The organism is Microbacterium sp. FW305-3-2-15-F-LB2, from assembly GCF_058787255.1.
Genome location: NZ_JBYSZO010000001.1, coordinates 435,266 through 459,582, shown reverse-complemented (window position 1 = coordinate 459,582; position 24,317 = coordinate 435,266). Strand labels below are relative to the sequence as shown.

The following is a 24,317-nucleotide window of genomic DNA, read 5'->3' as shown; positions in this document are numbered from 1 at the left end:
GTCAGCCCCACTTCTCGCTCACCTTGAACAGGCGGTCCGCGACGAGGTAGATGAGCATCGTTCCTCCGACCAGCAGGATGCTCATGGCCGCCGCCAGATCGGGACGGTCGGCCTTGCTCATCTGCGCGTTGATGACGCCCGAGACCGTCATGTTGGCGGGGCCGCCGAGCAGCAGCGGCGTGACGTAGAAGCCGAGCGACATGACGAAGACCAGGACGCCACCGCTGATGATCGAGGGCACGATGTGCGGCCAGGTCACCGTTCGAAAGGTCAGGAGCGGACCCGCGCCGAAGATCGTCGCCGCGTTGAGCTGCTCCTTGTCGATCGACTGCAGGGCGCTCATGACGGGAAGGACCGCGAAGGGGAGCATGACGGCGATCATGGCGGGGTACATCCCGGCCACCGTCTGGTAGATCTCGACCGGCTGGTCGCCGAGACCGATGATCCCGAGGAACCAGTGGATCGCGCCCTTGGGGAGTTCCAGCAGGACCCAGCCGAACGAGCGCACCATCACCGAGGTCCAGAGCGAGAGCATGAGGGCCGCCAGGAGGCCCACGCGCAGCCACGTCGGCGACGTCACGATCGCGAGCGCGTAGGCGGCGCCGAGGATCATGGTCAGCACCATGGTGACCACCGCGATCACGACGGTGCGCCCGAGGGAGCCGAGGAACGCCGGCACCGCGAAGGCGCCGGGGTAGGCGGCTCCGCCGCCCTCGAGCGACATCGCGATCAGGGCGATCATCGGAACGCCGAGGGCGATGGCGAAGAAGGCCAGCGGGGGCCAGACGAGCCAGCGGACCTCGGCCCGGCTGATCCCGCCGCGCAGTCCGCCGGCGGGCCGCACCCGCGGCATCCTCGTGGCTAAGGTCGCACTACTCACGGGCTCATGCTCCTCGGTCGAGATTGCGGGGGAGTTTCCCCCGCAGGATCCCCGTCGACGGGACGACCGTCGACTTGGATCCAAAGTTAGCTCTTGTGGATCCGATTGTAAACGCGCTGTGTTTCGGGCGAGTAACAACGGACCCGGAAACGACGCAGGGCGCCTCCCCGAGAGGGGAGACGCCCTGGATGAGGACTCGGGAATTCAGCCCGCGAGCCACGCCGTGTAGGAGTTCAGCAGCAGGTCCGCGTTCTCGGCACGCCACTCCTCGCCGTAGGCCAGGAGGTTGGTGTGCGAGGGGGCGTTCACGACCTGCGACTTCACGTCGTCCGACAGCTCGTCGAACACCGCCGGGTTCACGGGACCGTAGCCGGTGCGTTCGGTGAAGACGGCCTGACGGGCCGGGTCGTTCATCCACGAAGCGAGAGCCGCGACGGCATCCGGGTTCTTCGAGGACTTCGGCGAAACGAAGCCCGAAGGCACAGCGAACGCCTGGTTCCACTGCACGGTCACATCCTGGCCCGCGTTCTGCAGGGCACGGAACTGTCCCGTGACGGTGACCGCGATGGCCACGCTGCCGCTACTCAGCAGCTGCTGGGTCTCGGGGTAGGACTGGTAGAAGACCAGGCTGTCGCGAATCGTGTCGAGCTTCTTCTCGGCGCGCGGCAGGTCGAGCGGGTAGAGGTCGGCCGGCTTGACACCGTCGGCGATCAGCGCGATCTCGTACGACGAGTCGTACGAACCCGGGTCACCGGGCCATGCGCGCTTGCCGGGGAACTTCGTGGTGTCGAAGAAGTCCGCCCAGTCCTGCGGCCCACCGTCGGGGTACGTCGAGGTCAGCCAGCCCTGGGCGACACCGAAGACGAAGCCGCCGATGTAGTACGGCCGCACATTCTCGGGCAGCAGGCTCCCCTGGGCGTCCGCGGGGACCTCGGCGAGGTTGTCGAGGCTGGGCAGAATGTCGGAGATGCCGGCCTGGAAGATGTCGTAGTCACCGTCCTCACCCTTGAGCTCGCTCTTGTAGACGGCGTCTTCGATGCTCGTCGAGACGACGTCGACGCCGGTCTCGTCGATGAAGCTGTCGAAGTACGCGACCTGGCGGCTCTCGTTCGTCGGCCCACCGTAGTCGGCCCAGACGACCTGCCCGCTCAGCGCGGCAGTGCCGTCCGAGGCGGCGGGCTCGCTGCCGGACGAGCCGGCGCAACCGGCGGCCAGGATGCTCACCGTGGCGAGTCCCGCGAGGGTGACGGCGAGCCGTCGGGAACGGTTCGGGATCTTCATGACTGGACTACTCCTCGTGCTGTGCGAAAGGGTGGGCCGGACTCGACGCATTCGGGTTGCGTTCGGGACGCGGCGGCCGGGTGGAGAATCATGGATATATCTCGGGTGTAACTGGATCCAATTTTGCAGGATTGGATCCCTCGTTTTGTGCCGGGAATGTTTCGACGTTGTAAAACGTGGCTCACTCCCCGGGTGTGCGGGCCGTCAGGCCGAGGACGGCCTCGAGCCCCGCGCTGATCGCGAGTAGATCAGCCTCGCCGCGGTGGCGACCGACGACCTGCATCCCGACCGGCAGGTGCCCGTGGAAACCCGCGGGCGTGACGACCACGGGGTGCGCGGTCACGGTGAAGCGGTTCGCCAACATCTGCCACCGGAAGTAGCGATCGTAGACGGTGTCGCCGACCCGCTCGACCCACTCGGCCTCGGCGGGCGGGGCGACCACGGGGGTTGCCGGGGCGATCAGGACGTCGACATCGGCGAAGAGCCGCTCGGTCCTGCGGAAGACCTCGGTCCGGGTGCGAAGCGCATCCGCGAGCTCGGTCGCGGTGATCCGCTCGCCCTGTCGGACGTTGCGCAGCAGATCCGGCCGCATCCGGTCCGGGTGTGCGGCCGCCTCGCCGCGGTACGAGGCGAAGAAGTTGTACATCTCTACGGTCTCCCACGCGGCCTCGGCATCCGCCAGGTCGAGGTCGAGGTCGACGATGTCGTACCCCGCGGCCACGAGCGCGGCCCGCGTCGCCGCGTGCACGGCGGCGACCTCGGGCGAGATCGGCACGCCGCCCGCGTCGCTGCTCCAGCCGATCCGGACCGATGCCGGACTCCGCGGCGTCAGCGACGCGAAGACGGCGGGGTCCTCCGCGATCGAGAGCGGTGCCATCGGGTCGGGACCCGCCATGGCCGCGAGAGCGTACGCGACGTCGTCGCTCGTTCGCGCCATCGGGCCCAGGACGCCGTGCGCGGTCCAGCCGTTGTCGAGCCGTCCGCTCGCAACGCGGCCGGGAGTCGGGCGCAGGCCCACGACGTTGCAGAACGCCGCCGGGTAGCGCAGGCTGCCGCCGCTGTCGGAGCCGTCCGCGAACGGAAGCATCCCCGTCGCAACCGCGGCCGCGGCTCCGCCGCTCGACCCTCCGGCGTGCCGGGAGAGGTCGTAGGGGTTGCGGCACGTGTCGGCGATGGCGCTGAAGGTCAGCGTGCCCAACCCCGCCTCGGGGGTGTTCGTCTTGCCGATGATGAGCGCTCCCGCGCGACGCATCCGTCCCACGACCATCGCGTCCGCACGGGCGGGTGCCGCATCGGCGTGGATCCGCGAGCCGTGGCGAGTGGGCAGCCCCTCGACGTCGAGCAGGTCCTTCACCGCGGTCGGCAGGCCGTGGAGCAGCCCCACCTCGTCACCGCGGGCGACGGCCCGGTCCGCCTCGCGCGCCGCCTCGATGGCCTCGGACTCGGGGATCATCGTGACGATCGCGGCGACCGCGTCGTTGTGCTCCTCGATCCGTGCGAGGTGCGCACGCATCACCTCCTCGGCCGAGAATTCGCGGGTCCGGATGCCGGCGGCGAGCTCGCGCGCGCTCCGTCGGTGCAGGGGCTGGTCGGTGGGGGTCATGAAGGAGTCTCCGTCCTGTCCAGGAGCGCGACGGGGCGCGCGACGAGCATGTCGGCGAGACGGGCGTCGTCGACGCCCACGCTCGCGAGAAGGGGGGCGATGCGCGTGAGCACGTGACCGTAGCCCATGCCGCCGTAGCGGGTCAGCTGTCCCTTGGTCCAGACCGAGGTGCTGAGTGTGATCGCGGCGTCGGGGCGCACGGCGACGAGGGCGCCGAGGAAGTCGAGGCGCTCGCGGTCGGTGTGATCGCGGATCCCGCCGCCGAAGGAATGGTCGCTCCCGAAGGCGAACTCCACCACGGCGCCGGTGTCGACGATGTCGGACACGTAGGCGAGGTCGAGCACCTTGTCGATGTTGCAGAAGAGGATCCGCTCGGGCGCCAGTCCCATCCCGGTGAGGATGCCGGCGACCTCCGGGCCGCGGCGGGCAGCGGCATCCAGACGAATGCTCACCGACGCCCCGGCCTCGGCGGCGGCTCGACCCGCCGCGCGCAGCGCCCGGGCCTCGGGCCCCGTGATCTCGGCGCTGGTGCCGAGAAGCCCCAGCAGCCCGGCGCGATACGCCGTCCCGGGCACGGCATCCGTCAGTGCCGTGCGGAACAGCGCGAACATCTCGCTCTCGCTCAGCTCCCGCCACCACGCCGGAAGCGTCTTGTCGATGTAGGAGCCGTACGCGGCCACGATCTGCACCCCGCTGCGGCGCGAGATCTCGGGCAGCTCGGCGTGACGCGGGCCCATGCCCCACGATGTCGCCTCCACCACGGCACCCAGTCCGACGGCGGCGGCGGATGCCAGCTCCTCGGCGGCCGTGACGGGGTCGTCGAGCGTGAGGTTGTCGGGCATCGACATCCAGTTCCACCGGAGGTCGCCCCAGACCTCCAGACGAGGCGGGCCATCGAGGAACGTGCCGTCCGGGAGCGGGCGCGCGAGGCCCCGCGAGTCGGTGAGGAGGTGTTCGTTCGTCGAGGTCGGCCCCCACCCCTCCGCGGGCACGGGGCCGAGGACCGTCTCGATCACGAGTGGCCCCGGTACACGGTGCGGCCACCCACCACCGTCCGGCGGACGTGGAGTCCGCGCAGCGCGTCGACACCGGCATCCACCGGGTCCGCCGACCACAGCGCCCAGTCCGCGAGCATGCCCGGGCGGATCATCCCCCGCTCGGTCTCGTCGAGACTCGCGTACGCGGCACCGGTCGTGTACCCGGCGAGCGCCTCCTCGAGCGTGATGGCCTCCGACGGGTCGAGCGGCTCGGAAGAGTTCGCGACGAACCGCGTGACCGCCTGCCACATCAGGTGGCGGGGATCGAACGCGAAGTACGGCCCGTCCGACCCGAGGGCGAGCACCGCGCCCGCGTCGATCCACGAGCGCATCGGGTTCGCACGCTCGGCGCGCTCCCCCAGCTTCTCCCGCAAACCGACGCCGTTGTGCCAGATGATCGAGGGCTGAAGGGATGCCACGGTCCCCACGCCGCCCGCCAGACGCATGGTCTCGACGCTCGGCTCGAGATACCCGTGGATCACCTGGTACCGGTTCTGCCGTACGGCGGCGCCGGCGCGGGCATACTCCCGCGCGACGAGTCCGATCGCCGCGCCCCCGACGGCGTGCGTGCCGACGCCCCAGCCGTTCGCGGCGCAGAACGCGACGAGACGGGCGTACTCGGCATCCGGGATCCGCTGCTCGCCGCGGTATCCGCTGGCATCCCACGGCTCGTCGAGCAGCGCCTGCCCCTTCAGCGCCTCACCGTCGGCGTACACCTTGATCGGCCCGAGGCGGAGGACGTCGTCGCCGAAGCCCGTGGAGACCCCGGTGCCCGAGAGGTGGGCGATGACCGCGTCGACGTCGGGGGTGTCCGGCGACCCGATCTCGAGGTAGGGCATCGCGACGGTGCGCATGGTGAGCCGCCCGCGGCGGTGCGCCTCCTGGTAGCCGCGCATCTCGTCCGGGGTGACGGCGGGGTCGACGATGCCGGTGAAACCGAGGGCGTGGAACAGCGGCTGGACGAGGTCGAGCCCCGCGACCCGCTGATCGAGCGTGGGAGGCTCGGCACCGGTCCAGTCCTCATCGTCGAACGTGCGCGCCATCGTCTCGATGTACCCGTCGACGTCGACGTCCGGGTCGACGTGTTCGCTTCCCTTGAGGCCGCCGCGCTGCATGTGCAGGTGAGCGTCGATGAGACCCGGGAGCACGACGCCGTCGAGCTCCTCGACCTCGTGGTCGGCGGGGAGGACGGCGCTGACCTCGTCGACGCCTCCGACCGCGACGATCCGCCCCGCCCGCACCGCGAACGCTTCCGCGTGCGGGCGGTCGGGGTCCATCGTGCGTACGGGCGCGATCACCAGCGTGGTGGTGTCGTTCCGGGGGGACGGGGTCATGCGGGGCTCCTCAGCGGGGACGTCGGGTCAGAGAGGCGGGCGGCGGGCCATCGTGTCGGCGACGGCGCCCTCCCAGGTCAGACCGAACTCCAGGAGGGTGCGGTCGGCACGGTAGGGACCGACGAACTGCACGCCGATCGGCAGCCCCTCGGTCGAGAACGAGAAGGGCAGCGACAGCGCCGGCATCGCCGTGGCGGTGATGCGGCTGCAGGACCGCTGCCACGAGTAGTAGCGGTCCATCGCGACGCCGTCGATCTCGGTCGGGTACTCCCACTCGACGGGGAAGGGCAGCACCTGGACGCACGGGGCGAGCAGCAGGTCGACGTCCTCGAACAGCGCCTGGAACCGGCGGAACAGTCGGGTGCGGGCACCGGCGGCGCGAACGAGCGTCTCGGCGGTGAACCCCCCGGCCCACGCGATGTCGTCCTTCAGCGTCTGCTTGACCAGGTCGGGGTGCTCCGCCGCTTCCTCACCGTGGGCATCGAGGAACTCCAGCGAGCGGAACGTCTCGAACACGAGGTCGGCCTCGGACAGGTCGAGGTCGACCGGGATCACCTCGGCGCCGAGGTCGGCGGCGAGCCGTGCGGCCGCCTCGGTCGCCGCGCGCACCTGCGGATCGAGCGGAAGCCCGCCGAGGTCGGCACTGTAGGCCACGCGCGCGCCGGCGAACGGTCGCGGCTGCAGCGACAGGAACAGCGCGGGATCCTCGTCGATGGACAGCGGCGCTCGACGCTCCGGCGCCGAGATCACCGACATCAGCAGGGCGGCGTCGCGGACGTTGCGCGCGAGCGGCCCCAGCACCGACCCGGGGTCCCACGCGTTACCGGGGCGGGCCGAGGCGACGCGGCCCGCGGTGGGCCGGAGCCCGACGAGGTTGCCGAACGACGCGGGGTTGCGGATGCTGCCACCGAGGTCGGACCCGTCGGCCATCGGCAGCATGCCGCTGCTGACGGCCGCGGCCGCACCACCGCTGCTGCCGCCGGCGGAGCGAGCGAGGTCGTACGGATTGCGGGTGATACCGAACACGTCGTTGAACGTGTGCGAACCGACCCCGAACTCGGGGGTGTTCGTCTTCCCGACGAACACGCCCCCCGCGTCGCGGATACGACCCGAGATGACGCTGTCCGACTTCGCGACAGTCCCGACGTGGATGCGCGAGCCCGACGTGGTCGGGAGGCCCGCGACATCCATCAGGTCCTTCACCGCGAACGGCAACCCGTGCAGGGGACCCGTCGAGAGGCCGCGGGCGCTGAGCGCGTCGAGCTCGCGCGCGCGGTCGATGGCCTCCTCGGGCCGATAGGACACCACCGCGTTGACCGCGGGGTTGATCTCGTCGATCCGCTCGAGATGCGCACGCACGACCTCCTCCGACGACACCTCCCGCCGTCTGATCGCCTCCGCGAGGGAGGATGCGGAGCGGCGGGTCAGGTGCGACAGGCTCATGCGGCGTCCTCGATCAGCATCCGGGCGATGTTCTCGCCCACCACGATGGCGGGCATGGCGGTGGTCGCGCGCGGCACGCGCGGCATGATCGCGCAGTCGGCGACGCGGAGTCCCTCCACGCCGTGGACCCGGCCGCGCGCGTCGACGACCGCGAGCGGGTCGCCCTCCACGCCCATCCGGCACGTGCCGACCGGATGCCAGTAGTTGTCGGGGTTCGCGTAGAGGTGGGCCGCGAGCGCCTCCCGCGTGAAGGTGTCGGGGCCGGGGTGGATCTCCCGTCCCACGAGGGGCGCGAGTGCGGGCGTGGCCGCGAGGTCGCGCAGGATCTCCGCGCCGTCCATCAGCATCGCGACGTCGAGCCCCTCGGGGTCGGTGAGGAACCGGTGGTCGATGATCGGCTTCGCCTCGGGATCGGTGCTGCGCAGCCGCACGAATCCGCGCGACCGCGGCAGGAGCGCCGAAGTGCCGATGCTCCATCGCTTCTCGTCGCCGCGGTGGGTGGGGCTGTACGGGAGGAAGTGCAGGTCGAATGCCTCGGTCTCGACGCTCGAGGCGGCCTTGCCCATCGCCTGCTCGTCGGGGGCCCAGCCGCCCGCGCGGGCGGCATCCATCTCCACGCGCATGCGATCCGACCCCTCCCAGCTCATCAGGAGGAACGGCTGGTCGTGGAGGTTCTCGCCGACGCCGGGGAGGTGCGCGACGAGCGGGATGCCGAGGGGGGCGAGCTGCGCGGACGGTCCGATACCCGAACGCAGGAGCACGGTCGGCGAGTTGTACGCGCCGCCGGCGAGGACGACGGTTCCCGCGCGCACCTCGACCACCTCGCCGCGGTGGTGCACCACGACGCCGGTCGCGCGGCCGTGCTCGACGATCACCCGGTCGACGAGCGCTTCGCCGACGATCGTCAGGTTCGGAAGGGCCCGGACCGGGTCGAGATAGCCGAACGCCGCATTGATGCGGACGCCGTCCTGGATGTTCATGTCTTCGGGCGCGAAGCCGGCGGCCTCGTCGAGGTCGTTGAGCGTCTCGACGCGCGGCATCCCGACCGCCGGCGCCGCGTCGTACCAGGCGTGCTGCCACGGGGTGAGTTCGTCCGCGGTGAAACGGTGCACGCGCAGGCGCCGCATGCCCTCCTCGAAGAGCGGGCGCAGGTCGTCCGCCGCCCATCCCACGAGGCCGGCCTCGGCCCACGCGTCGTAGTCGCGGCGGTGGCCCCAGGTCTGCGTGCACCCGTTGACGTCGCTCGAGCCGCCGATCGCGCGGGCGCGCTCGAAGCCGACGCGCCACGGGTACGTGTCGCCGGAGTCGTACCCCCAGTCGTGCGAGCGGCCGAGCCGCGTCGCGTCGAGCAGGTCCGCCGGCCACGCCGGATCGCCCTCCGGCCCGAAGTCCGGTCCGGCCTCCAGCACGAGCACCTCGCGCCCCGCCTCGGCGAGGCGTGCCGCCACGACGCTTCCCGCCGTCCCGCCGCCGACGACGACGTACGCCGCCTCCCGCGGGAGGGCGCTCGTCACGCGGGCACCCGCTCGAACGAGGCCTCGACGTCGGCCGCCGACACCAGGGCGTCACGCTGGAGGTACTGCACGGCCTCGAGCGCGTTGTCGTGCGCCCGCTGCGTCGACCCGGCGACGGCGTCGGTGACCACGCGCACGCGGTAGTCGTGCTGATGCGCGTCCACCGCGGTGTAGTGAATGCAGACATCGGTGAGGCCGCCCACGAGCACGACCGTCTCGGCCTTGTACGCCTTCAGCACGATCTCGAGCTCGGTGCCGAAGAAAGCCGAGTACCGGCGCTTGCGGATGACGAACTCCTCGGGCTGCGGGTCGAGCCAGGCGGCGATCTCCGTGTCGGGGTCGCCCTCGATGCAGTGCGGCCCCTCCGCGCCGTCGAGTTCGCGCCCGATGTCGACGAGGGAACGCTTGTGCACCTCCTGGATCCACACCACGGGCACATCCGCCTCGCGGGCGCGGTCCACGAGCGAACGGACGCGGACGCGGCGCTCGGCGCGGCCGCCCATGAGCACCGGGATGCCGCCCTCTTCGGGCGGGGTGGTGCCGGCGCCGCCCTGGATGTCGACGACGATCAGGACGGTGCGGCCGACCAGGTGGGCAGGGCCGATGCCGGTTTCGAGTGCGGTGTCGGTCATGAGTCCTCCGAGAGCGTGGGGCGGTCCAGCAACCGCCGGGGAGTGTGGATGAGGATCTGGTCGGCGACCGCGGGGTCACCCGCGATCTTGGCGATGGCGGGGCCGATGCGGGCGAAGAGGTGGTCGTAGCCGCGGCCGCCGTTGCGACGGAGGTTGGCCTGCGCCCACACGTCCTGCGCGATGACGAGCTGGCCGCCGTACCCCTCGGACAGCAGCCACTCGACCATCTCGAGTCGCTCGGCGTCGGTTGGGTTCCGCAGGTCCGTGCTGCCGTAGTAGAAGTCGGACCCGAAGGTGTCGTAGGCGAGCACGGCACCGGCCTGGGCGACGTCGCGGTGGTACGCCTTGTCCCAGTATTCGTCGAGGTGGCCGATGATCACGCGGTCGGGCGACATGCCCTCGTCGACGAGCACCTCGAGCACCTTCGTCCCGGCCATGCCGCGGAAGGACTGGTGGGTGTAGACGGCGGCGCCGGTCTCGCTGCCGGCACGGGCGGCCGCGCGGAGCGAACGCCACTCGGCATCCGTCACCGGATAGCTCGTGCCGATCTCGCCGAGGAGGGCGGGACGGATGCCGGTGTCGTCGATGCCCTCGCGCAGCTGCGTCAACAGAACGTCGGTGAGGGTGTCGACGTCGGCGGTCCGGACGTCGTCGGGCATCGTCGGCTCGACGTAGAAGCCGGCGCCCACCATGACGTGGACTCCGGAGCGACGCGAGATCTCGGGCAGTTCGCGCAGGCGTCGACCCATGCCGTCGAGGGTGAGCTCCAGCACCCCCGACCCGCCGGCGGTCACGACGTGCGCCAGCTCCTCGGCGGCGACGACGGGATCGTGGAGGACGATGTTCTCGGGGATCGAGAGGAAGTTCCACCGGAGGTAGGCCATGAGCTCGGGGCCCATCTCCACGCCCTCCGGCGGGAGCTCCGTCGGCGTCTTCGCCCAGATGCGCAGGTCGCTGAGCAGGTGTTCGTGCATCGACGTCCGGCCGAGGTCGGCGGCGTCGATGGGTCCGAGAACGGTGTGGATCGGCATCGGTCACTCTCCGAAGACGGCGCGACGCGGGTTGTCGCGGTGGATGGCGTCGAGGATCTCGGGGGCGATCCCGGACTCGACCGCGATCTGGCGGAACTCCTCGAAGAGGAAGGTGTATCCCGGGCCACCGTACGCGCGCAGGTGCGAGCGCTGGCAGACGTCGTGCGACAGCAGGACCCTGTGGGCATACCCGGCGTCGACGAGGCGGCGCAGGTAATCGATGCGCCGGTCGATCTGGTGGCGGATGAGCGAACCGCCGACGCGGCACGTCATGAGGCAGTCGAACTCGACGAAGGCTCCGCGGCGCAGCAGCTCGAGCGAGTACTCGACGCTCTTCACGGTGTCGGCGTGGCCGATCACGACGCGAGACGGGTCGACGCCCTCCTCGGTGAGGATGTCGAGCTGCGCCAGGCCCGTGGGAAACGACGCCGCATGGGTCGAGATGAGCGCACCCGTCTCGCGTCCGGCACGGGCGGCTGCGCGGAACGACCGTTCCTCTGCCGCCGTGATGTGCGACAGGTCGGACGCGATCTCGCCGATCACCCCGGCGCGTACACCGGTGCCGGGGATCTCGTCGAGGAGGTCGGCGACGAGGAAGTCGGCGAGCGTGTTGGTCGGGGTGCGGTCGAACCATTCCTTGTCGAGGTAGGTGTCGTAGTAGTGGCCGGTCCCGAGGATGACCTGCACGCCGCTGGTCTCGGCAGCCCGGCGGGTGGCTCGCACGTTGGCGATCGAGCGCGACCCGGTCCGCCGGTTCTGCTGCAGCTCCGTCATGTCGTCGCTCTCGCCGAAGGGTGCCGCATAGTCGCTCAGCTCGCCATTTGTCAGGTCGATGATCGTCGAACCGCCCGCGGCGCGGAACAGCGCGAGCTCGGCGAGCATCTCGTCCTCGACCGCGAGGTAGCCGTCCTGTGGGGTCGTGCGCGTCATGTTGATGTAGACGTGCTCGTGCGGCAGCGTGACCCCGAGCTGCCCGGGGGCGATCGGCCCCGAGACGCCGTGCACGGTGAGCATGCGGTTACGCCTCCGGGATCGCGATGACGACGCTCTTGGACTCGAGGAAGCCGCGCAGGCCCTCCTCGCCGAGGTCGCGACCGAGCCCGGACTCCCCCGTGCCCCCGAACGACAGAGCGGGATCGAAGAGGTTGTAGGTGTTCACCCACACCGTGCCGGCATCCAGCGCCGCCGCCATCCGGTGCGCCCGCCCGAGGTCGCGCGTCCACACGCCGGCGGCGAGACCGTACGCGGTGTCGTTGGCAATGCGGATGGCCTCCGCCTCGTCGTCGAACGGGATGATGCCGACGACCGGACCGAAGATCTCCTCGCGCGCGATCCGCATGTCGTTGGTCACGCCGGCGAAGAGGGTGGGTTCGACATAGAAGCCGGGCTCGCGCACGCCGCCGCCCGCGAGGAGGGTCGCGCCCTCGTCGACACCGGCGCGGATGTAGCCGAGCACGCGCTCACGCTGCTCCTCCGACACCAAGGGACCCACCGTGATGCCGCCGTCCAGGCCGTCACCCACGGGCACGCGGGCCACCGCCGCCGTCATCCGCTCGGTCATCTCGGCGAGGATCGAACGCTGCACGAGCAGGCGGCTTCCCGCGGTGCACATCTGCCCCGAGTGGCCGAACGACGCCCGCATGGCCGTGAGGACCGCGGCATCCAGGTCGGCGTCCTCGAACACGATGTTCGGGCTCTTGCCGCCCAGCTCCAGCGTGACGCGCGTGAAGTCGTCGGCGGCGGCGTGCGCGACCAGGCGTCCGACCTCGGTGGAGCCGGTGAAAGTGATCTTCGCGATGCCCGGGTGCGCGGTCAGGGCCGCCCCGACCGAGCCGTCGCCGGTGAGGATGCTCACGGTGCCGGCGGGAACGCCGGCCTCGAGAAGGATGCCGCCGAGCCGCAGCAGCGTGAGAGGGGTGTCCTCCGCGGGCTTGGCGACCACCGGGCAGCCCGCGGCGAGCGCCGGGGCGAGCTTGAAGGCCGCGGTCATGATCGGGAAGTTCCACGGGAGGATGATCGCGACCGGGCCGACCGGTTCCTGCACCGTGTAGACGTGATGTCCCCCGCCATCGACGGAGACGACCGTGCCGCCCAGTCGCGAGGGCGCACCCGCGAAATGGCGGAACGTCCGCGCCGCCATGGCCGTGTCCGCGCGGGAGCGTTCGATCGGCTTGCCGTTGTCCCGGGTCTCGAGCACCGCGAGCTCCTCGAGCCGCTCCTCGATGAGGTCGGCGACCCGGTTGAGGATGCGGGCGCGATCCAGCGGCGCGAGCCCGCGCCACCGCCGGTCGGCGTGGGCGGCGACGGCGGTCGCCACCGCCGCGTCGACGTCGGCGGGCGTGGCGTCGGCCACCGTCGTGAGCACCTCGCCGGTGGCGGGGTCGATCACCGCGCGTGCGGGGCGTTCGCCCCGCGGCATCCACTCGCCCCCGAGGAGGAACGGCTCGTAGTCCGGGAGGGCGGTGACGGTGGTGCGAAGGCTCATGCTGGTCCTCAGAAGATCTCGAAGTACTCGCGCTGCTCCCAGTCGGAGACGTGGCGAAGGTAGCGGGCGAATTCTGCCCTCTTGATGGTCGCGTACCACTCGACGACGACGTCGCCGAGCGCGGCCCGGAACACCGAGTCGGCCTCGAACGCGTCGACGGCGGCACCCAGGGATGCCGGGAGCGAGGGCGCATCCGTCCGGTACGGGTCGGCGGTCGGCGCCGGCGGGATCAGACCCCGGTCGATGCCGTCCACGCCGCTGATCAGCTGCGAAGCGATGTAGAGGTACGGGTTGGCCGCCGGCTCGCCCGAACGGTTCTCGAGGCGCGTCGCGGGGTCGCCGACTCCGCCGACGGCGCGCACCATCGCCCCCTTGTTGTCGATGCCCCACGCGATGCGGTCGGGCGCGAGGGAGTTCGGCTGGTAGCGCTTGTAGCCGTTGACCGTCGGCGTCGTGAAGACCGCCGCGGCTCCGGCGTGCGCGAGCAGGCCACCGAGGTAGGCCGAGCCCAGGAGCGACAGCGTCGTTCCGGGGGCGTCGGGCACGAACGCGCCACGACCGGTCGCCCGCTCGGTGAGCGACTGGTGCAGGTGCCAGCCGGTGGACGCGCCCTCGGCTCCCTGCGGGCGCGACATGAACGTGGCGTGATAGCCGAGCCCCGCGGCGATGCGCCGGACCGCGGTGCGGCACAGGACGATGGCATCCGCGATCTCGGCGGCGGAGCCGGCCTCCATCGTGATCTCGAACTGGCTGGGACCGAACTCCAGCTCGATCGAGCGCAGCGGCAGGTCGAGCAGCGTCAGCCCGCGGTAGAGCGCGTCGACGAGGGGCTGCATGCGGTCGAGCCCTTCCTCGAGCAGCAGCTGCGAGCCGCGCGTGGTCGGAGCGGCGAGCGACGCGGCGCCCGGGCGACCCGGGGCTCCGACGTGCTCGGTGCCCAGCGCCGTTTCCTCGGCCCGGAAGACGTGGAACTCCAGCTCGGCGCCCACGGTCATGTCGTAGCCGCGCGAGGCGAGCGTGGTCAGCTCGTTGCGGAGGATCGTGCGCGTGCAGAACGGCACGGGGCTGCCGTCGGGAAAATGCAGGTCGCACAGGATCCAGGCCGTCCCCGGCGCCCACGGCAGCACGCGGAACGTCGTCGGGTCGGGCACGAGCACGATGTCGCCCGCGCCACTGAATCCGGCGACACCGACACCCGTCTCGGCGCTGAACACCGAGAAGACGGACTGTCCCGACGTGTCCTTGAGCAGGAGCGAGCTCGGCGCGGTGACACCCGAGCGCAAGGCCGCGGCGAGCCCTCCGCGGGCGATCGTCTTCCCGCGCAGGATGCCGTGCTGGTCGACGAACGAGAACCGGACCATGTCGATCCCGAGCTCGTCCACGACGCGGCGCATCTGCCCGGCGGCGGCGTACTTCGCTTCGCTCCACAGCCCGTGGCGGTGGACGAAACCCTCGCGGTCGGCGGCGAGCATCGGTCGCGCGGAGATCCCGCCGCCGCTCTCGGAGACGGGGCGTTCGTCGACGTTGCGCTCACGCATCGACGGTCTCCTCGGCGCTGGCGCTCGCGGCCGCCCACGGCGAGGCGGCGCGGCGCTCCTGCTCGCGCTGGACCCAGCGCTCCTGCCACGCGTCGTTGGCCGAGATCGTGTCCATCGCGAGGGGCCCGGTGAGCTTCGCGGCCTCCTCCGCGCTCACGGGGTGCGAGGGCGTCTGCCCGCCCGCCGCGAACGCGTCGATGGCCCGCAGCAGCAGGCGCCGGTTCGCGGTGACGGCGCGGTCCGAGACCCCGAGGCGCTCGACCGTGCGGTCCTGGATCGGGCCCATGCTCTCCACGGCCCACTGGTCGTGGACGTTGATGTCGAGCCCCATACCCGTGTACGTGAGCTCTTTCTGCTCCTGCGGGTCGAAGCCCCAGTTGTTGTCGCGATTGCGGATCGGCCGGTAGTCCGGCAGCGTCACGCCCTCGAGGCGCTGCTGCAGCAGCGTGTCCTTGTCGGTCACCTCGGCGAAGTCGTACCAGATCATGTACCAGTAGTGGTGCTCGTCGTCGATCGGCACGTGCCACTGCGTGAACACCTTGGTGTTGCCGAACGGGACGACGAACGCGTTCGGGAACATCAGGTTCGTCACCCGGACGTGCTTGATGTCCTCAGTGAGCTGCCGCAGCGCGAACACGCGCAGGCCGTGGTCGGCGCTCTCGACCTCGATGTCGGGGCGGTAGCTCTCTCCCACGAGCATCGAGAGCTTCTTGCCGGTGCCCTCGACCTCCTCGGCGAACTGCTGCCCGTACATCTCGCGCGGGTCCTCCTGGATGAAGCGGTGGAGGAACGACACGTGGCTCGGGTCGATGCCGCCCTCCAGGCCCTGCAGCCAGTTGCAGTCCCACAGGCCCTTGAAGGCGAAGGTGTACTCCTCCGGCGCGATGAAGCAGTCGTAGTCGGGGAACGGCGGCGGGTCGCCCGCGCCCATGTAGGTGAAGATGATGCCGTTCTTCTCCACGCACGGGTAGTTGGCGATGCGGATCTTGCCGAGGAACTGGCTGTGTTCGGGCTCGGCGGGCTGTTCGACGCACTTCCCTTCGCCGTCGTAGAGCCACCCGTGGTACAGGCAGCGGATGCCGTCCTCCTCGAGACGGCCGTACGACAGGTCGACGCCGCGGTGGGCGCAGTAGCGGCTGATGAGGCCCCAGCCCTCGCGCTTCTTGAACAGCACGAGGTCCTCGCTCATGATGCGGACGGCCTTGACCGGCCGCTCGCCCGGCATCTCGGAGACGAGGGCGGCCGGCTGCCAGTACGAGCGCAGAAGGTTTCCGAGCGGCGTGCCCGGTCCGGAGCGGGTGATCTTCTCGTTGTCTTCCTGCTTCAGCATCGCCGTCGCCCTTCGTGGTCGGTGTGGGTTGTGTCCGGGGCTCTCAGGCCTGGAGCACGAGGAGGGGGCACGCGGACCGCGAAACGCAGACCATCATGCAGTCGTTCGCGGCACGTTCCTGTGAGGTGAGGACGAAGTCGCGGTGCTCGACCTCGCCTTCGAGCACGCCCGTTTCGCAGCTGCCGCAGATGCCCTCTTCGCAGTCGGAGAGCACGTCGACGCCGGCTTCGCGGATGACCTCGAGCACGCTCTGCTCGGGTTCGACGGTCAGCTCGACGCCCGTGAGCGCGAGACGCACGGCGAACGGTCCGCCGGGCTCGTACTCCACGGCCGGGGCGGTGAAGTACTCCAGGTGCAGACGACCGGATGCCTCGGGCACCAGGCGCGTGACCTCCTCGAGCATGCGTGCCGGACCGCACGCGTACACGGCCGCGTTCGGGTGGGCCGCGAGCTCGGCCTCGAGGTCGGCTCGGACGCCCTCGTCCCGCGCGACGACGTCGACCGCTCCCCCCGGGAGGGCGGCGAGATCGTCGAGGAACGCCATGCGGGTGCGGGAGGCGCCGAGGTACAGCACGCGCCACGGCACGCCCGCCGCGGCCGCGGCGCGCACCATGGGCAGAACCGGCGTGATGCCGATGCCGCCCGCGAGGAAGAGGTACTCGTCGGCGGGTTCGAGGCCGAAATGGTTGCGCGGACCGCGGAGCGACACGACGTCGCCCGGGCGCAGCCGCTCGTGCACGGCGCGGGAGCCGCCGCGGCTCTGCTCCTCGTGCAGGACGGCGACGCGGTAGCGCGCCGACCCGGGCTCGCCGCACAGCGAGTACTGCCGCACCGGTGCGCCGGGGAGGGCGAGGTCGATATGGGCGCCGGGTGTCCATTCGGGGAGCGGCCCGTCGACCCCCTCGAGCTCTACCGACATGACGTCGGCGGTCTCGAGCGTCAGAGAGCGCACGCGGGCGCGGAGCTCGGTGGCATCCTCTCGGGTCGTCATGTTTGGATCCTAACAGAAACAAATTGGATCCCGAATGCATGACCTGGGAGCCAGACCCGCGTGGATTGCGTGGCATCCGGGAGCCCTTCTGCTAGGTTCGGCAGTCGCGGGAGCGCGACCACGACCGACCGAGAGGGGCAGCATGGCCGCAGGGGGGGACACCGAGATCTCGGCGGCCGGGGGGCACGCCCTCGTCGATGAGATCGCCGCCAAGATCCGGGAACGGATCATGTCGGGCGACATTCCGATCGGAGCGCAGCTGCGCCAGGCGGAGCTCGCGAGCGACTTCGGCGTCAGCCGCACCCCCGTGCGCGAAGCGCTGCGTCAGCTGCAGACGGGTGGGCTCATCGAGGTGCTGCCCAACCGAGGCGCCGTGGTACGCGTGCCCGCGCCGTGGGAGGTGCGCGAAGCCTACGAGGTGCGCGCCGAGCTCGAGGCCCTCGCCGCCGCCCGCGCCGTCGAACGCATCTCGCGCGGCGACGTCGCGCGCCTGCGCGAGGCGAACCAGGACATGTACGACCGCTCCGTCGAGCGCGAGCGAGGCCAGGGTGACCCGGCGCTCGCCAGCCGCCGCGAGAACGATGTCTTCCACAACACGATCGCGCAGGTCTCGGCCAACGCCCGCCTCGCCCGCGCCATCGAGGAGATCAACGAGACCTTCCCCCGCAACGTGTCGGCCCAGCTCCTCGTGGGCGACGACCGCCACCGCGAAGAGAACTTCCAGGAGCACGTGCGCATCATCGAGGCGATCGAGAGCGGCGACGCCGAGGCCGCCCGCCGAGAGATGCGCGAGCACGTCCTCAAGGCCGGCGAGCAGCTCGCGCGGTGGTACGAGCGGCGCTCCGCGACGGTGTTCACGGGCTGACGCGGGGCTCCGCGGGTCGGTGCACGTTCTGTGGCACGGGGCGTCAGCGGTGGCCCCGGGGCCACGAATGCGGCTGCTCAGCCCACCCATCCCCGGGATCGGTAGACCCGGGTGATGGATCAGTCGCGCACCGGCTCGCCAGCCGTCTCAGACACCGCCGAACACCGTCGTTGTGTGGCTGCGACGGCTCCGGATACCGTGACCGTACGTGCAATATCAACATCTGGGGGGAATGTATGAACGAGTACGCAGAGGGCGTCGATGACGCCCGCGACGTCGACATCGCCGAGGGTCAGGAGGTGATGCCGTTTTACATCATCCTCGACCAATCCGGGTCGATGAGTGCGGACCTGGGAACTTTGCATTCGGCGGTGCAGGAGATCGTCGCCGAGCTCCGAGCCGATGCGGCCACGGACGACACGGCCTTGCTGGGCGTGATCAGCTTCGGCTCGACCGCGCGGGTGACGATTCCGCTCTCGCGATTGTCCAACATCGAGTCGGTCGAACCGCTCACCATTCTCGGCGGCACGAACTTCAGCTCGGCGTGGGAGACATATGACCGTGCCGTTCGCGCGGATACGGCGGCCATCAAGGCGAAGAACGGGAGCTACCACCGTCCCTGCGTGTTCTTCCTCACGGACGGGCAGCCCGACCACGACGACAGGGGTCGATTCCGAGACACGTTCCTCAGGCTTCAGGGCGCAGAGGCGAACAAGGCGTGGCCGTACGTCGTGGCCTACGGCTTCCGAGATGCGGACGTCGAGGTGCTCAAGAGCATCGCGTACCCCGACTTCGGCGAGAAGCGGGGAGAGTACTTCCTTTTCAAGAATGCTGACATCAAGGCGGTGATCGCGCAGGTGAAGCACCTGATCAATCAGACGGTCATCCGCGCCAGTGCCGCGGCCGCATCCAGCCAGCCGAACCTCCAGGCCGCGCGTCCGGCACCCGCATCCGACATCGCGCACGGAACAGTCGACGCGACGTTCTAGGAGCCGGGCCGTGGTGAAACGTCTTCGCGACATCCCGTACCCGATCGGCATCCCCGGGCGACTCGCCAGCGAGGTGCGCCTGGGAGTGCCGCTCGGACCCTCCGCCAGCCCCGAGATCGAACTCGCGGAACATGACATCGACGGCGCGGCGATCCGCGCCGCCTCGGTGCGCGGCCTCCTGCACCGAAACCGGGGCACAGAACGGCAGGATGCCTTCTCGTGCGCCTGGCGGGCAGAGCGGTCGAGTCTCCTGATCGCCGTCGCGGACGGGGTCGGATCCCGGTCGCGTTCCCGAGAAGCCAGTGCGGCCGCCGTGAGGGTGGCCGCCGATGCCTGGAGTTTGGAGGACACAACCCTCGGCGAGCTCGTGCAACGGGCGAACGCCCACCTCCTCGAACACACGGTGATCGGAGAATCGGGGTTCCCCCTCGGCGGAACGACTCTCACGCTCGTGGAGGTCTCCATCGTGGATGGCGTCATCGGCCCGGGCCATATCGCGTGGGTCGGCGACTCTCCCGTGTGGGTGTTGTCCGGTGGAGCCTGGTCCGAGGCGACAGCCTCGGCGGTTGCGGGCGACGCCTTCGCCGCACCGATCGACGCGCTGCCCTCCGCACGAGCAGTCGTGCAGTTCGCCACGCTGCCCGGCGGCGCAGACAGCATCTTCGTCATGACGGACGGGGTCGGCGTGCCCCTCCGCAACTCGCACGAGGTGCGGCAGGCTCTGGCGTCATGGTGGGCGGATGCGCCCGGTATCTACACCTTCGGCGGGCAGGTGGAGTTCGCGCGCCAAAGCTTCCAGGACGACCGAACCGTGGTGGGCGTGTGGTCTGCCGCGACCGCCGACCCGGACGGTGTCGCGGCGTCGAGGGACGCCATATGAACGTCGAGCTGTCGTCCCTCCGCATCGAGAACGAAATCGGCGACGGAGGGTTCGGAGTCGTTCACGAGGTCGCGGGAACACCCGTACCCGGTGACACGCGGCCCATGGTTCTCAAGCGGCCCAAGCCGGACATCGACCCGGTGCACGTTCCTGCCGTTCTGGAGGGGATGCACCGTGCGGTGGCCTTTCGCGCGGGGTTGAGCGATGCCGATCGGCAGAAGATCGACGAGATCGCCGTCTGGCCGGTCGCGATGGTCGTCGACCAAGGTCGAGAAGTGGGATGCCTGCTGCCCTTGATTCCCCCCGAATTCTTCATGGACATTCACCCGACCAACAACATCCCGGGCGCGCGCAAGCCGCGCGGGTACGAGTACCTGAGCGCACCGGAGCAATCGAGGAAGAATCTCGGGTACGACCACCCCGACTACGACGACGACGCGCTGCGGCTGCATGTACTCGCCAAGCTCGCGGGCGCCGTCGAGCTGCTCCACGGGCACGGGGTGGTGTTCGGAGACCTCAACCCGCACAACGAGGTGTTCACTTTCTCGCCCGCGCGCGTGTTGCTGTTGGACTGCGACGCGGTCGGGCACGTGTCGGACCCCACCCGTGCGGCCCGTCAAGGCCACTTCCCCCGGTGGCTTCCCCCCGAGATGTCTCAGGGCAACGATGACTCGCGGCCACACGTGAAGATGCTGCAGGACTTCGAGACCGACGTGTACAAGCTCGGGCTCGCTTTCGTGCGCTTCATCCGCGGAGGGAAAGGGGCCACGCAGCGTGGAGCACTCCCGTCACCACCGCCACCCGTCGTCACGAGTCAACTCGCCGCCATGATCGAGCGGGCGTTGGATCCCGATCCGGCGAACAGGCCGACCGCCGGACAACTGCGGTACGCCGCGGAGGATGCCGTCCGCACGGTGATCGCCCCTCCCGTTATCACGCACGCCGGCCTGAGCAAGCCTGCGGCCCTGCGGGGAAGCGACATCATCGCCTCCTGGCACATCCAGTCGGGGAGCCCCTACGAGGTGCAGATCTCGGGCCCCTCCGGCGAGTGGGCGAGCGTGCCAGGAGATCGCGACAGCGCACCCGTCCGCGTCCCCCACGCCGGCCAGGTCGTGCTTCACGTGCGAACCAGATATGACAGCGCCACGCGCGTCCTCGGCACGGTCGACTGCTACGAGCTGCCGCCCTTCCACGTGGAGACGGGAGCACTTCCTGCACCGTACGTCCCGGCCCTCCCCGCCTTCACTGCCCCGTCCGTTCTTCGCGATGACATCCGTGTTCCCCTGCCGGCGTGGCCGACCTCGATGGACGACCTCACGAACGGCGCCGCGGAGCTGGCATCCACCGCTCCTTCGATGGAGAGACTCGGCTTCGACGTCGCGGAGCTGCTGCGCGCTTCCGGCTTCGACGATCTCCGGGCGGATCTGACGCGCTCGTTCCCCCTGCCCGATGCTCTTTCGCTCGGGTCTTCCCTCGTCGCGGTCCTCGAAGAGCACCTTTCCGCGATCATGAGCGCGCAGGCCCTCGCGTTCGCAGAAATCGCCGAGGAACTCGGCGACCGGAAGCGGAGCCCCGCCGAGGAGAACGGCAGTCAGTCCTCACCTTCCTGATCGATCGGCGACAGCACTTCGGCGAGGAAGATCTTCGCGCCATCCTGCTCTGCCTGCAGCACACGGGAGGGCGGTTGCTCCAGCTCCCACGGGGTCTCCATCCATCCGGAATCCCCAGCCAGGAGCCAGGTCACCGAGTCCACGGCGCCCAGCAATTCTCGGTACGCGCTGTCGGCGGAAGAGTCGACGAACGGCGGCTCGGTGGCGAACACGACGACGTGCGAGGAACCCACGTCATGACCGCGAAGCCGCAGCGACGCGACGTCTCGCGAGAGTTGGGCCGACACTTCTCCGGCGGCGTGCCCGAGGTCGAAGTCGTTGCTGCGATCGGTCCTGCGCCACGCGGGAGGAAGGAGATTCGGTACCGTGGGCCCGGCCACGCGCGAGAGCGTTGCGCCCATGTTCGCAGCGATGGCAACCCACTGCCGCCCGAGCCCGCGCGTGATGAGAGTCAGTGCGGCATCGCGCGTGCGCATCGACCTTTTGTCCCACTGCGGGGAGGCCGCCACGACCACGTAGAGCAGAGGACGTCGAACTCCCGGCATCAGCCGAAGCTCATCGAACTCGGCTACCCCCACGCGTTCCGCCGCCCGTCTGGCCTTCGAGGTTCCGCTGCACCAGTCGTCCAGCTGTGACGCGAACGCGGTGCGAACGTCCTGGACGAACGCGGGCCCGCGTCCGGGAAGTCGGTCATCGGCGCGCGAGAAGCGTTCCGCGCTCCGCCCGGGATCGCGGTACCCCTCGCCGGCCGTCGATCGAGTGGCGTAGCCGCCCTCGACAGGCATCGACGGAAGCGGAGACGCCTGGTCGCGCCCGGCCACGGGATCGCGAGACACCGGCGCCGGGGCCGGCTCCTGAGCATGCCCGAAGGCCTCGATGAGCGGTCGTGGCGTGCCGCGGTGTCCTTCCGCCGCCGTGAGCGCCGCGATCACGGCCCTCCGGGCAACGACGTCGGGGGCGGCGCTGCGCTGGCGAACCTCTTCCACGACCGCAGCGGTGAACCGCACCGCGTTGAGGGGCTCGAGGTGCGGGGCGAGCGAGCCGTCCACCGTATCGGCCGGTTCGCACCAGACCAGGGAGATCGCGGATGCCTCCGTCTCGTCGAGGACCCTGCCCAGGACATCGTCCACCGATGTCGGAAGGCCCCCCGCGTCGCCGGGCGATCGGACCAGGACATGGAAGCTGACCTCGTCGAATTCGGGCGAGGCGAGCACGGTCGCGGCGGCGGCGTTCAGGACGGCCCACGACGTCGTGGGGATCTCGCCCGAGGGGGAGGCGACGATGATCGCCGTGTGGATCCAGCTTTCCGAGATCGGATACGTCACGTCGTGGCCTTAGCGGTGAGGGGCGTCGTGCGTGGTCGGCCGCGGTGGAGGGCCGTCCTGCCGCGGGTCGGCGTGAGGGAGGTGAGAGCTCCACGTGGCGAGAGCAAGATCCAGGACTTTCTCCATCTCTCGCGCGACGTGCACATTCGCTTTCCGCGCCTGATCGGCTTCCAGTTCGAGCATGTGCTCGATCTGCTTGCGACGATTACCCGAACGCTGCTGGGCCTCCCACCGGCTGTCGTTGCGCTCGATCTTCTCCCGTTCGACCATCGAGGCCTTGTCCATGGCTTCGACCTGCTCGTAGAGGGATTTGTCCCCGTAGGCCATCACGGATTTCGAGACCACGGGCAGGATCTCGAACATGAAGAAGAGGGTCGCGAGAGCGAAATGCGCCCAGCCGATGATCGGGCTGCCCTCGGTCTCCCTCAGGACGTTGCCCTGGGCATCGACCATCCGGTCTCCGAAAGTGAGTGTCTCCAGCGCGTTCATCCGGGCGATGAGGCCCGTCGAGTTGGCCACGTCCGTCTGGATACGCGTGCGCTCGGCGTTATAGGCGGCGAGCGCCTGCTCTTCGGCGAGGCGTGCCGCCTCGACCTGCGTGGCCGCCTGCTGGCGGTTCGCCGCTTCCGACGACTCGTTCGCACCGGCGGAGGCCGCCTCGGCTTCGGAGAGTGCCGCCTCAGCGCTCTGAAGCTGCTGCGAGAGGGAGGACCAACGCTGGTTGGCCTCATCGATCTGCTGCTGCGCTGAGCGGGCGTTGGTTCCGTCGCCCGGCGTGCCCGAACAACCCGCGACGTTTCCACCGTTCAGCTCGCACTGGTACAACGCGCGCGCACTCTGAAGGTCGGTGCTGGCCTGAGCGAGCTGATCGGTGAGGCGAGCGACCTGAGCCCTCGCCTCCGACACCGAGTACGTCTCGGAATCCCCCGTTCCGGCGATCACACCGGTCCGTTCCTGCTCCGCGAGATCGAGGTAGCGCTGTCGCGTATCGTCGCGGGCCTTTGCGAGAATGCCGGTTTCCAGCGCCTGGAGCTGCGTCGTCTCCTCGACCTGATTGATCGCGTTCATCTCACGAGTGATCTCGTCGTTGAAGAGTTGGAGAACCAGCGGTTCAGCGACGATGACGCCGATCACGGCTGCCATGGCGACGCGTGGCAGAGCAGCGATGACGAGAACGGATACGTTCCTCGTCGACTTGATGGACGATGTCAGAAAACGGTCCAGGTTGAAGATCAGCGCCATCCAGATCAGCGCGAGCGGCGCAGCCACCCACCACCACACCTCCATCGCAGTGATGAGGGCGACGCAGATGGAGATCCCGGACAGCAATGCGGTGCCCAGCAGAACGAGGAACATGGTCACGAAACGACCGGCCTCCGATGGCGCCCGTTCGAGAACACGAGGGTCCGCACCGCCGAGAATGGCCATCAGACGCGTCGCGGGGTTCGTCAAGATCGCCCTGCCCCGGACACCCCTCGCGTCCCCTTGCCGTGAGCTCGTGGCCTTCCGACCGGGCGTGCCCGATCCACCACCCGAGCCCGATGGCGGT

The 24,317-nt window shown here is 70.0% G+C and carries 20 protein-coding genes; 4 read left to right on the top strand and 16 right to left on the bottom strand.

The window, feature by feature from the left end; genetic code table 11:
- Nucleotide 1 precedes the first annotated feature (1 nt).
- The 14 genes from AC3WLZ_RS02235 to AC3WLZ_RS02170 form a co-directional block, all read right to left on the bottom strand.
- Nucleotides 2-880 (bottom strand): ABC transporter permease, encoded by an 879-nt coding sequence (locus tag AC3WLZ_RS02235; protein WP_492468895.1) that lies wholly within the window; start codon nucleotides 878-880, stop codon nucleotides 2-4.
- Nucleotides 881-1,084: 204 nt separating this feature from the next.
- The gene (locus AC3WLZ_RS02230) at nucleotides 1,085-2,161 is read right to left on the bottom strand and encodes an extracellular solute-binding protein (protein WP_492468894.1); all 1,077 of its coding nucleotides are present in this window, start codon (nucleotides 2,159-2,161) and stop codon (nucleotides 1,085-1,087) included.
- A gap of 181 nt (nucleotides 2,162-2,342) precedes the next feature.
- A complete protein-coding gene (locus tag AC3WLZ_RS02225; protein ID WP_492468893.1) occupies nucleotides 2,343-3,764 on the bottom strand; it encodes an amidase in 1,422 nt (473 codons plus the stop codon).
- Complete coding sequence (locus tag AC3WLZ_RS02220; protein ID WP_492468892.1) at nucleotides 3,761-4,780, bottom strand: phosphotriesterase family protein; 1,020 nt, start codon at nucleotides 4,778-4,780, stop codon at nucleotides 3,761-3,763. Before AC3WLZ_RS02220 ends, AC3WLZ_RS02225 begins: the two co-directional genes overlap by 4 nt.
- Nucleotides 4,777-6,135: an amidohydrolase gene (locus AC3WLZ_RS02215; protein WP_492468891.1), complete on the bottom strand. Its 1,359-nt coding sequence runs from the start codon at nucleotides 6,133-6,135 to the stop codon at nucleotides 4,777-4,779. The genes AC3WLZ_RS02220 and AC3WLZ_RS02215 overlap by 4 nt, the downstream gene beginning before the upstream one ends.
- Before the next feature lie 27 nt (nucleotides 6,136-6,162).
- Nucleotides 6,163-7,578 (bottom strand): amidase family protein, encoded by a 1,416-nt coding sequence (locus tag AC3WLZ_RS02210; RefSeq protein WP_492468890.1) that lies wholly within the window; start codon nucleotides 7,576-7,578, stop codon nucleotides 6,163-6,165.
- Nucleotides 7,575-9,092: a GMC family oxidoreductase gene (locus AC3WLZ_RS02205; protein ID WP_492468889.1), complete on the bottom strand. Its 1,518-nt coding sequence runs from the start codon at nucleotides 9,090-9,092 to the stop codon at nucleotides 7,575-7,577. The genes AC3WLZ_RS02210 and AC3WLZ_RS02205 overlap by 4 nt, the downstream gene beginning before the upstream one ends.
- Nucleotides 9,089-9,724 (bottom strand): cysteine hydrolase family protein, encoded by a 636-nt coding sequence (locus AC3WLZ_RS02200; protein WP_492468888.1) that lies wholly within the window; start codon nucleotides 9,722-9,724, stop codon nucleotides 9,089-9,091. The genes AC3WLZ_RS02205 and AC3WLZ_RS02200 overlap by 4 nt, the downstream gene beginning before the upstream one ends.
- Entirely contained in the window at nucleotides 9,721-10,755 is a 1,035-nt protein-coding gene (locus tag AC3WLZ_RS02195) for a phosphotriesterase family protein (RefSeq protein WP_492468886.1), read from the bottom strand. Before AC3WLZ_RS02195 ends, AC3WLZ_RS02200 begins: the two co-directional genes overlap by 4 nt.
- A gap of 3 nt (nucleotides 10,756-10,758) precedes the next feature.
- Entirely contained in the window at nucleotides 10,759-11,769 is a 1,011-nt protein-coding gene (locus AC3WLZ_RS02190) for a phosphotriesterase family protein (RefSeq protein WP_492468885.1), read from the bottom strand.
- Nucleotides 11,770-11,773: 4 nt separating this feature from the next.
- Complete coding sequence (locus AC3WLZ_RS02185; protein ID WP_492468884.1) at nucleotides 11,774-13,240, bottom strand: aldehyde dehydrogenase family protein; 1,467 nt, start codon at nucleotides 13,238-13,240, stop codon at nucleotides 11,774-11,776.
- Between the two features lie 8 nt (nucleotides 13,241-13,248).
- Nucleotides 13,249-14,778, bottom strand: a complete 1,530-nt coding sequence (locus AC3WLZ_RS02180; protein WP_492468883.1) for a glutamine synthetase family protein — start codon at nucleotides 14,776-14,778, stop codon at nucleotides 13,249-13,251.
- Nucleotides 14,771-16,108 carry a Rieske 2Fe-2S domain-containing protein gene (locus AC3WLZ_RS02175; protein WP_412923460.1) on the bottom strand — a complete coding sequence of 446 codons (1,338 nt, stop codon included), beginning with the start codon at nucleotides 16,106-16,108 and terminating at the stop codon, nucleotides 14,771-14,773. The genes AC3WLZ_RS02180 and AC3WLZ_RS02175 overlap by 8 nt, the downstream gene beginning before the upstream one ends.
- 43 nt (nucleotides 16,109-16,151) lie before the next feature.
- Nucleotides 16,152-17,099, bottom strand: a complete 948-nt coding sequence (locus AC3WLZ_RS02170) for a PDR/VanB family oxidoreductase (protein ID WP_412923459.1) — start codon at nucleotides 17,097-17,099, stop codon at nucleotides 16,152-16,154.
- A 142-nt stretch (nucleotides 17,100-17,241) separates the two neighbouring features.
- Between AC3WLZ_RS02170 and AC3WLZ_RS02165 the strand changes: the two genes are divergently transcribed.
- The 4 genes from AC3WLZ_RS02165 (at nucleotide 17,242) to AC3WLZ_RS02150 (ending at nucleotide 21,443) form a co-directional block, all read left to right on the top strand.
- Nucleotides 17,242-17,964 (top strand): GntR family transcriptional regulator, encoded by a 723-nt coding sequence (locus tag AC3WLZ_RS02165; protein WP_412923458.1) that lies wholly within the window; start codon nucleotides 17,242-17,244, stop codon nucleotides 17,962-17,964.
- Between the two features lie 236 nt (nucleotides 17,965-18,200).
- Nucleotides 18,201-18,953 (top strand): vWA domain-containing protein, encoded by a 753-nt coding sequence (locus tag AC3WLZ_RS02160; protein ID WP_492468882.1) that lies wholly within the window; start codon nucleotides 18,201-18,203, stop codon nucleotides 18,951-18,953.
- Between the two features lie 10 nt (nucleotides 18,954-18,963).
- Nucleotides 18,964-19,833, top strand: coding sequence for a protein phosphatase 2C domain-containing protein (locus AC3WLZ_RS02155; protein ID WP_412923456.1), 870 nt, complete (start codon nucleotides 18,964-18,966; stop codon nucleotides 19,831-19,833).
- Nucleotides 19,830-21,443: a serine/threonine-protein kinase gene (locus AC3WLZ_RS02150; protein WP_492468880.1), complete on the top strand. Its 1,614-nt coding sequence runs from the start codon at nucleotides 19,830-19,832 to the stop codon at nucleotides 21,441-21,443. The genes AC3WLZ_RS02155 and AC3WLZ_RS02150 overlap by 4 nt, the downstream gene beginning before the upstream one ends.
- Here the strand turns inward: AC3WLZ_RS02150 and AC3WLZ_RS02145 are convergent.
- Both AC3WLZ_RS02145 and AC3WLZ_RS02140 read right to left on the bottom strand, forming a co-directional pair.
- Nucleotides 21,425-22,768, bottom strand: a complete 1,344-nt coding sequence (locus tag AC3WLZ_RS02145) for a hypothetical protein (RefSeq protein WP_492468878.1) — start codon at nucleotides 22,766-22,768, stop codon at nucleotides 21,425-21,427. The genes AC3WLZ_RS02150 and AC3WLZ_RS02145 overlap by 19 nt on opposite strands.
- A 9-nt stretch (nucleotides 22,769-22,777) precedes the next feature.
- Nucleotides 22,778-24,196: a DUF4407 domain-containing protein gene (locus AC3WLZ_RS02140; RefSeq protein ID WP_492470934.1), complete on the bottom strand. Its 1,419-nt coding sequence runs from the start codon at nucleotides 24,194-24,196 to the stop codon at nucleotides 22,778-22,780.
- Nucleotides 24,197-24,317 lie beyond the last annotated feature (121 nt).

Bases quoted from the DNA above. Each gene is read 5' to 3' on its own strand.
- AC3WLZ_RS02210 (WP_492468890.1), bottom strand. From the start codon at position 7,578: ATGAGCCTGTCGCACCTGACCCGCCGCTCCGCATCCTCCCTCGCGGAG.
- AC3WLZ_RS02165 (WP_412923458.1), top strand. From the start codon at position 17,242: ATGGCCGCAGGGGGGGACACCGAGATCTCGGCGGCCGGGGGGCACGCC.
- AC3WLZ_RS02200 (WP_492468888.1), bottom strand. From the start codon at position 9,724: ATGACCGACACCGCACTCGAAACCGGCATCGGCCCTGCCCACCTGGTC.
- AC3WLZ_RS02160 (WP_492468882.1), top strand. From the start codon at position 18,201: ATGAACGAGTACGCAGAGGGCGTCGATGACGCCCGCGACGTCGACATC.
- AC3WLZ_RS02150 (WP_492468880.1), top strand. From the start codon at position 19,830: ATGAACGTCGAGCTGTCGTCCCTCCGCATCGAGAACGAAATCGGCGAC.
- AC3WLZ_RS02230 (WP_492468894.1), bottom strand. From the start codon at position 2,161: ATGAAGATCCCGAACCGTTCCCGACGGCTCGCCGTCACCCTCGCGGGA.
- AC3WLZ_RS02170 (WP_412923459.1), bottom strand. From the start codon at position 17,099: ATGACGACCCGAGAGGATGCCACCGAGCTCCGCGCCCGCGTGCGCTCT.
- AC3WLZ_RS02180 (WP_492468883.1), bottom strand. From the start codon at position 14,778: ATGCGTGAGCGCAACGTCGACGAACGCCCCGTCTCCGAGAGCGGCGGC.
- AC3WLZ_RS02225 (WP_492468893.1), bottom strand. From the start codon at position 3,764: ATGACCCCCACCGACCAGCCCCTGCACCGACGGAGCGCGCGCGAGCTC.
- AC3WLZ_RS02190 (WP_492468885.1), bottom strand. From the start codon at position 11,769: ATGCTCACCGTGCACGGCGTCTCGGGGCCGATCGCCCCCGGGCAGCTC.
- AC3WLZ_RS02185 (WP_492468884.1), bottom strand. From the start codon at position 13,240: ATGAGCCTTCGCACCACCGTCACCGCCCTCCCGGACTACGAGCCGTTC.
- AC3WLZ_RS02140 (WP_492470934.1), bottom strand. From the start codon at position 24,196: ATGGCCATTCTCGGCGGTGCGGACCCTCGTGTTCTCGAACGGGCGCCA.
- AC3WLZ_RS02195 (WP_492468886.1), bottom strand. From the start codon at position 10,755: ATGCCGATCCACACCGTTCTCGGACCCATCGACGCCGCCGACCTCGGC.
- AC3WLZ_RS02175 (WP_412923460.1), bottom strand. From the start codon at position 16,108: ATGCTGAAGCAGGAAGACAACGAGAAGATCACCCGCTCCGGACCGGGC.
- AC3WLZ_RS02215 (WP_492468891.1), bottom strand. From the start codon at position 6,135: ATGACCCCGTCCCCCCGGAACGACACCACCACGCTGGTGATCGCGCCC.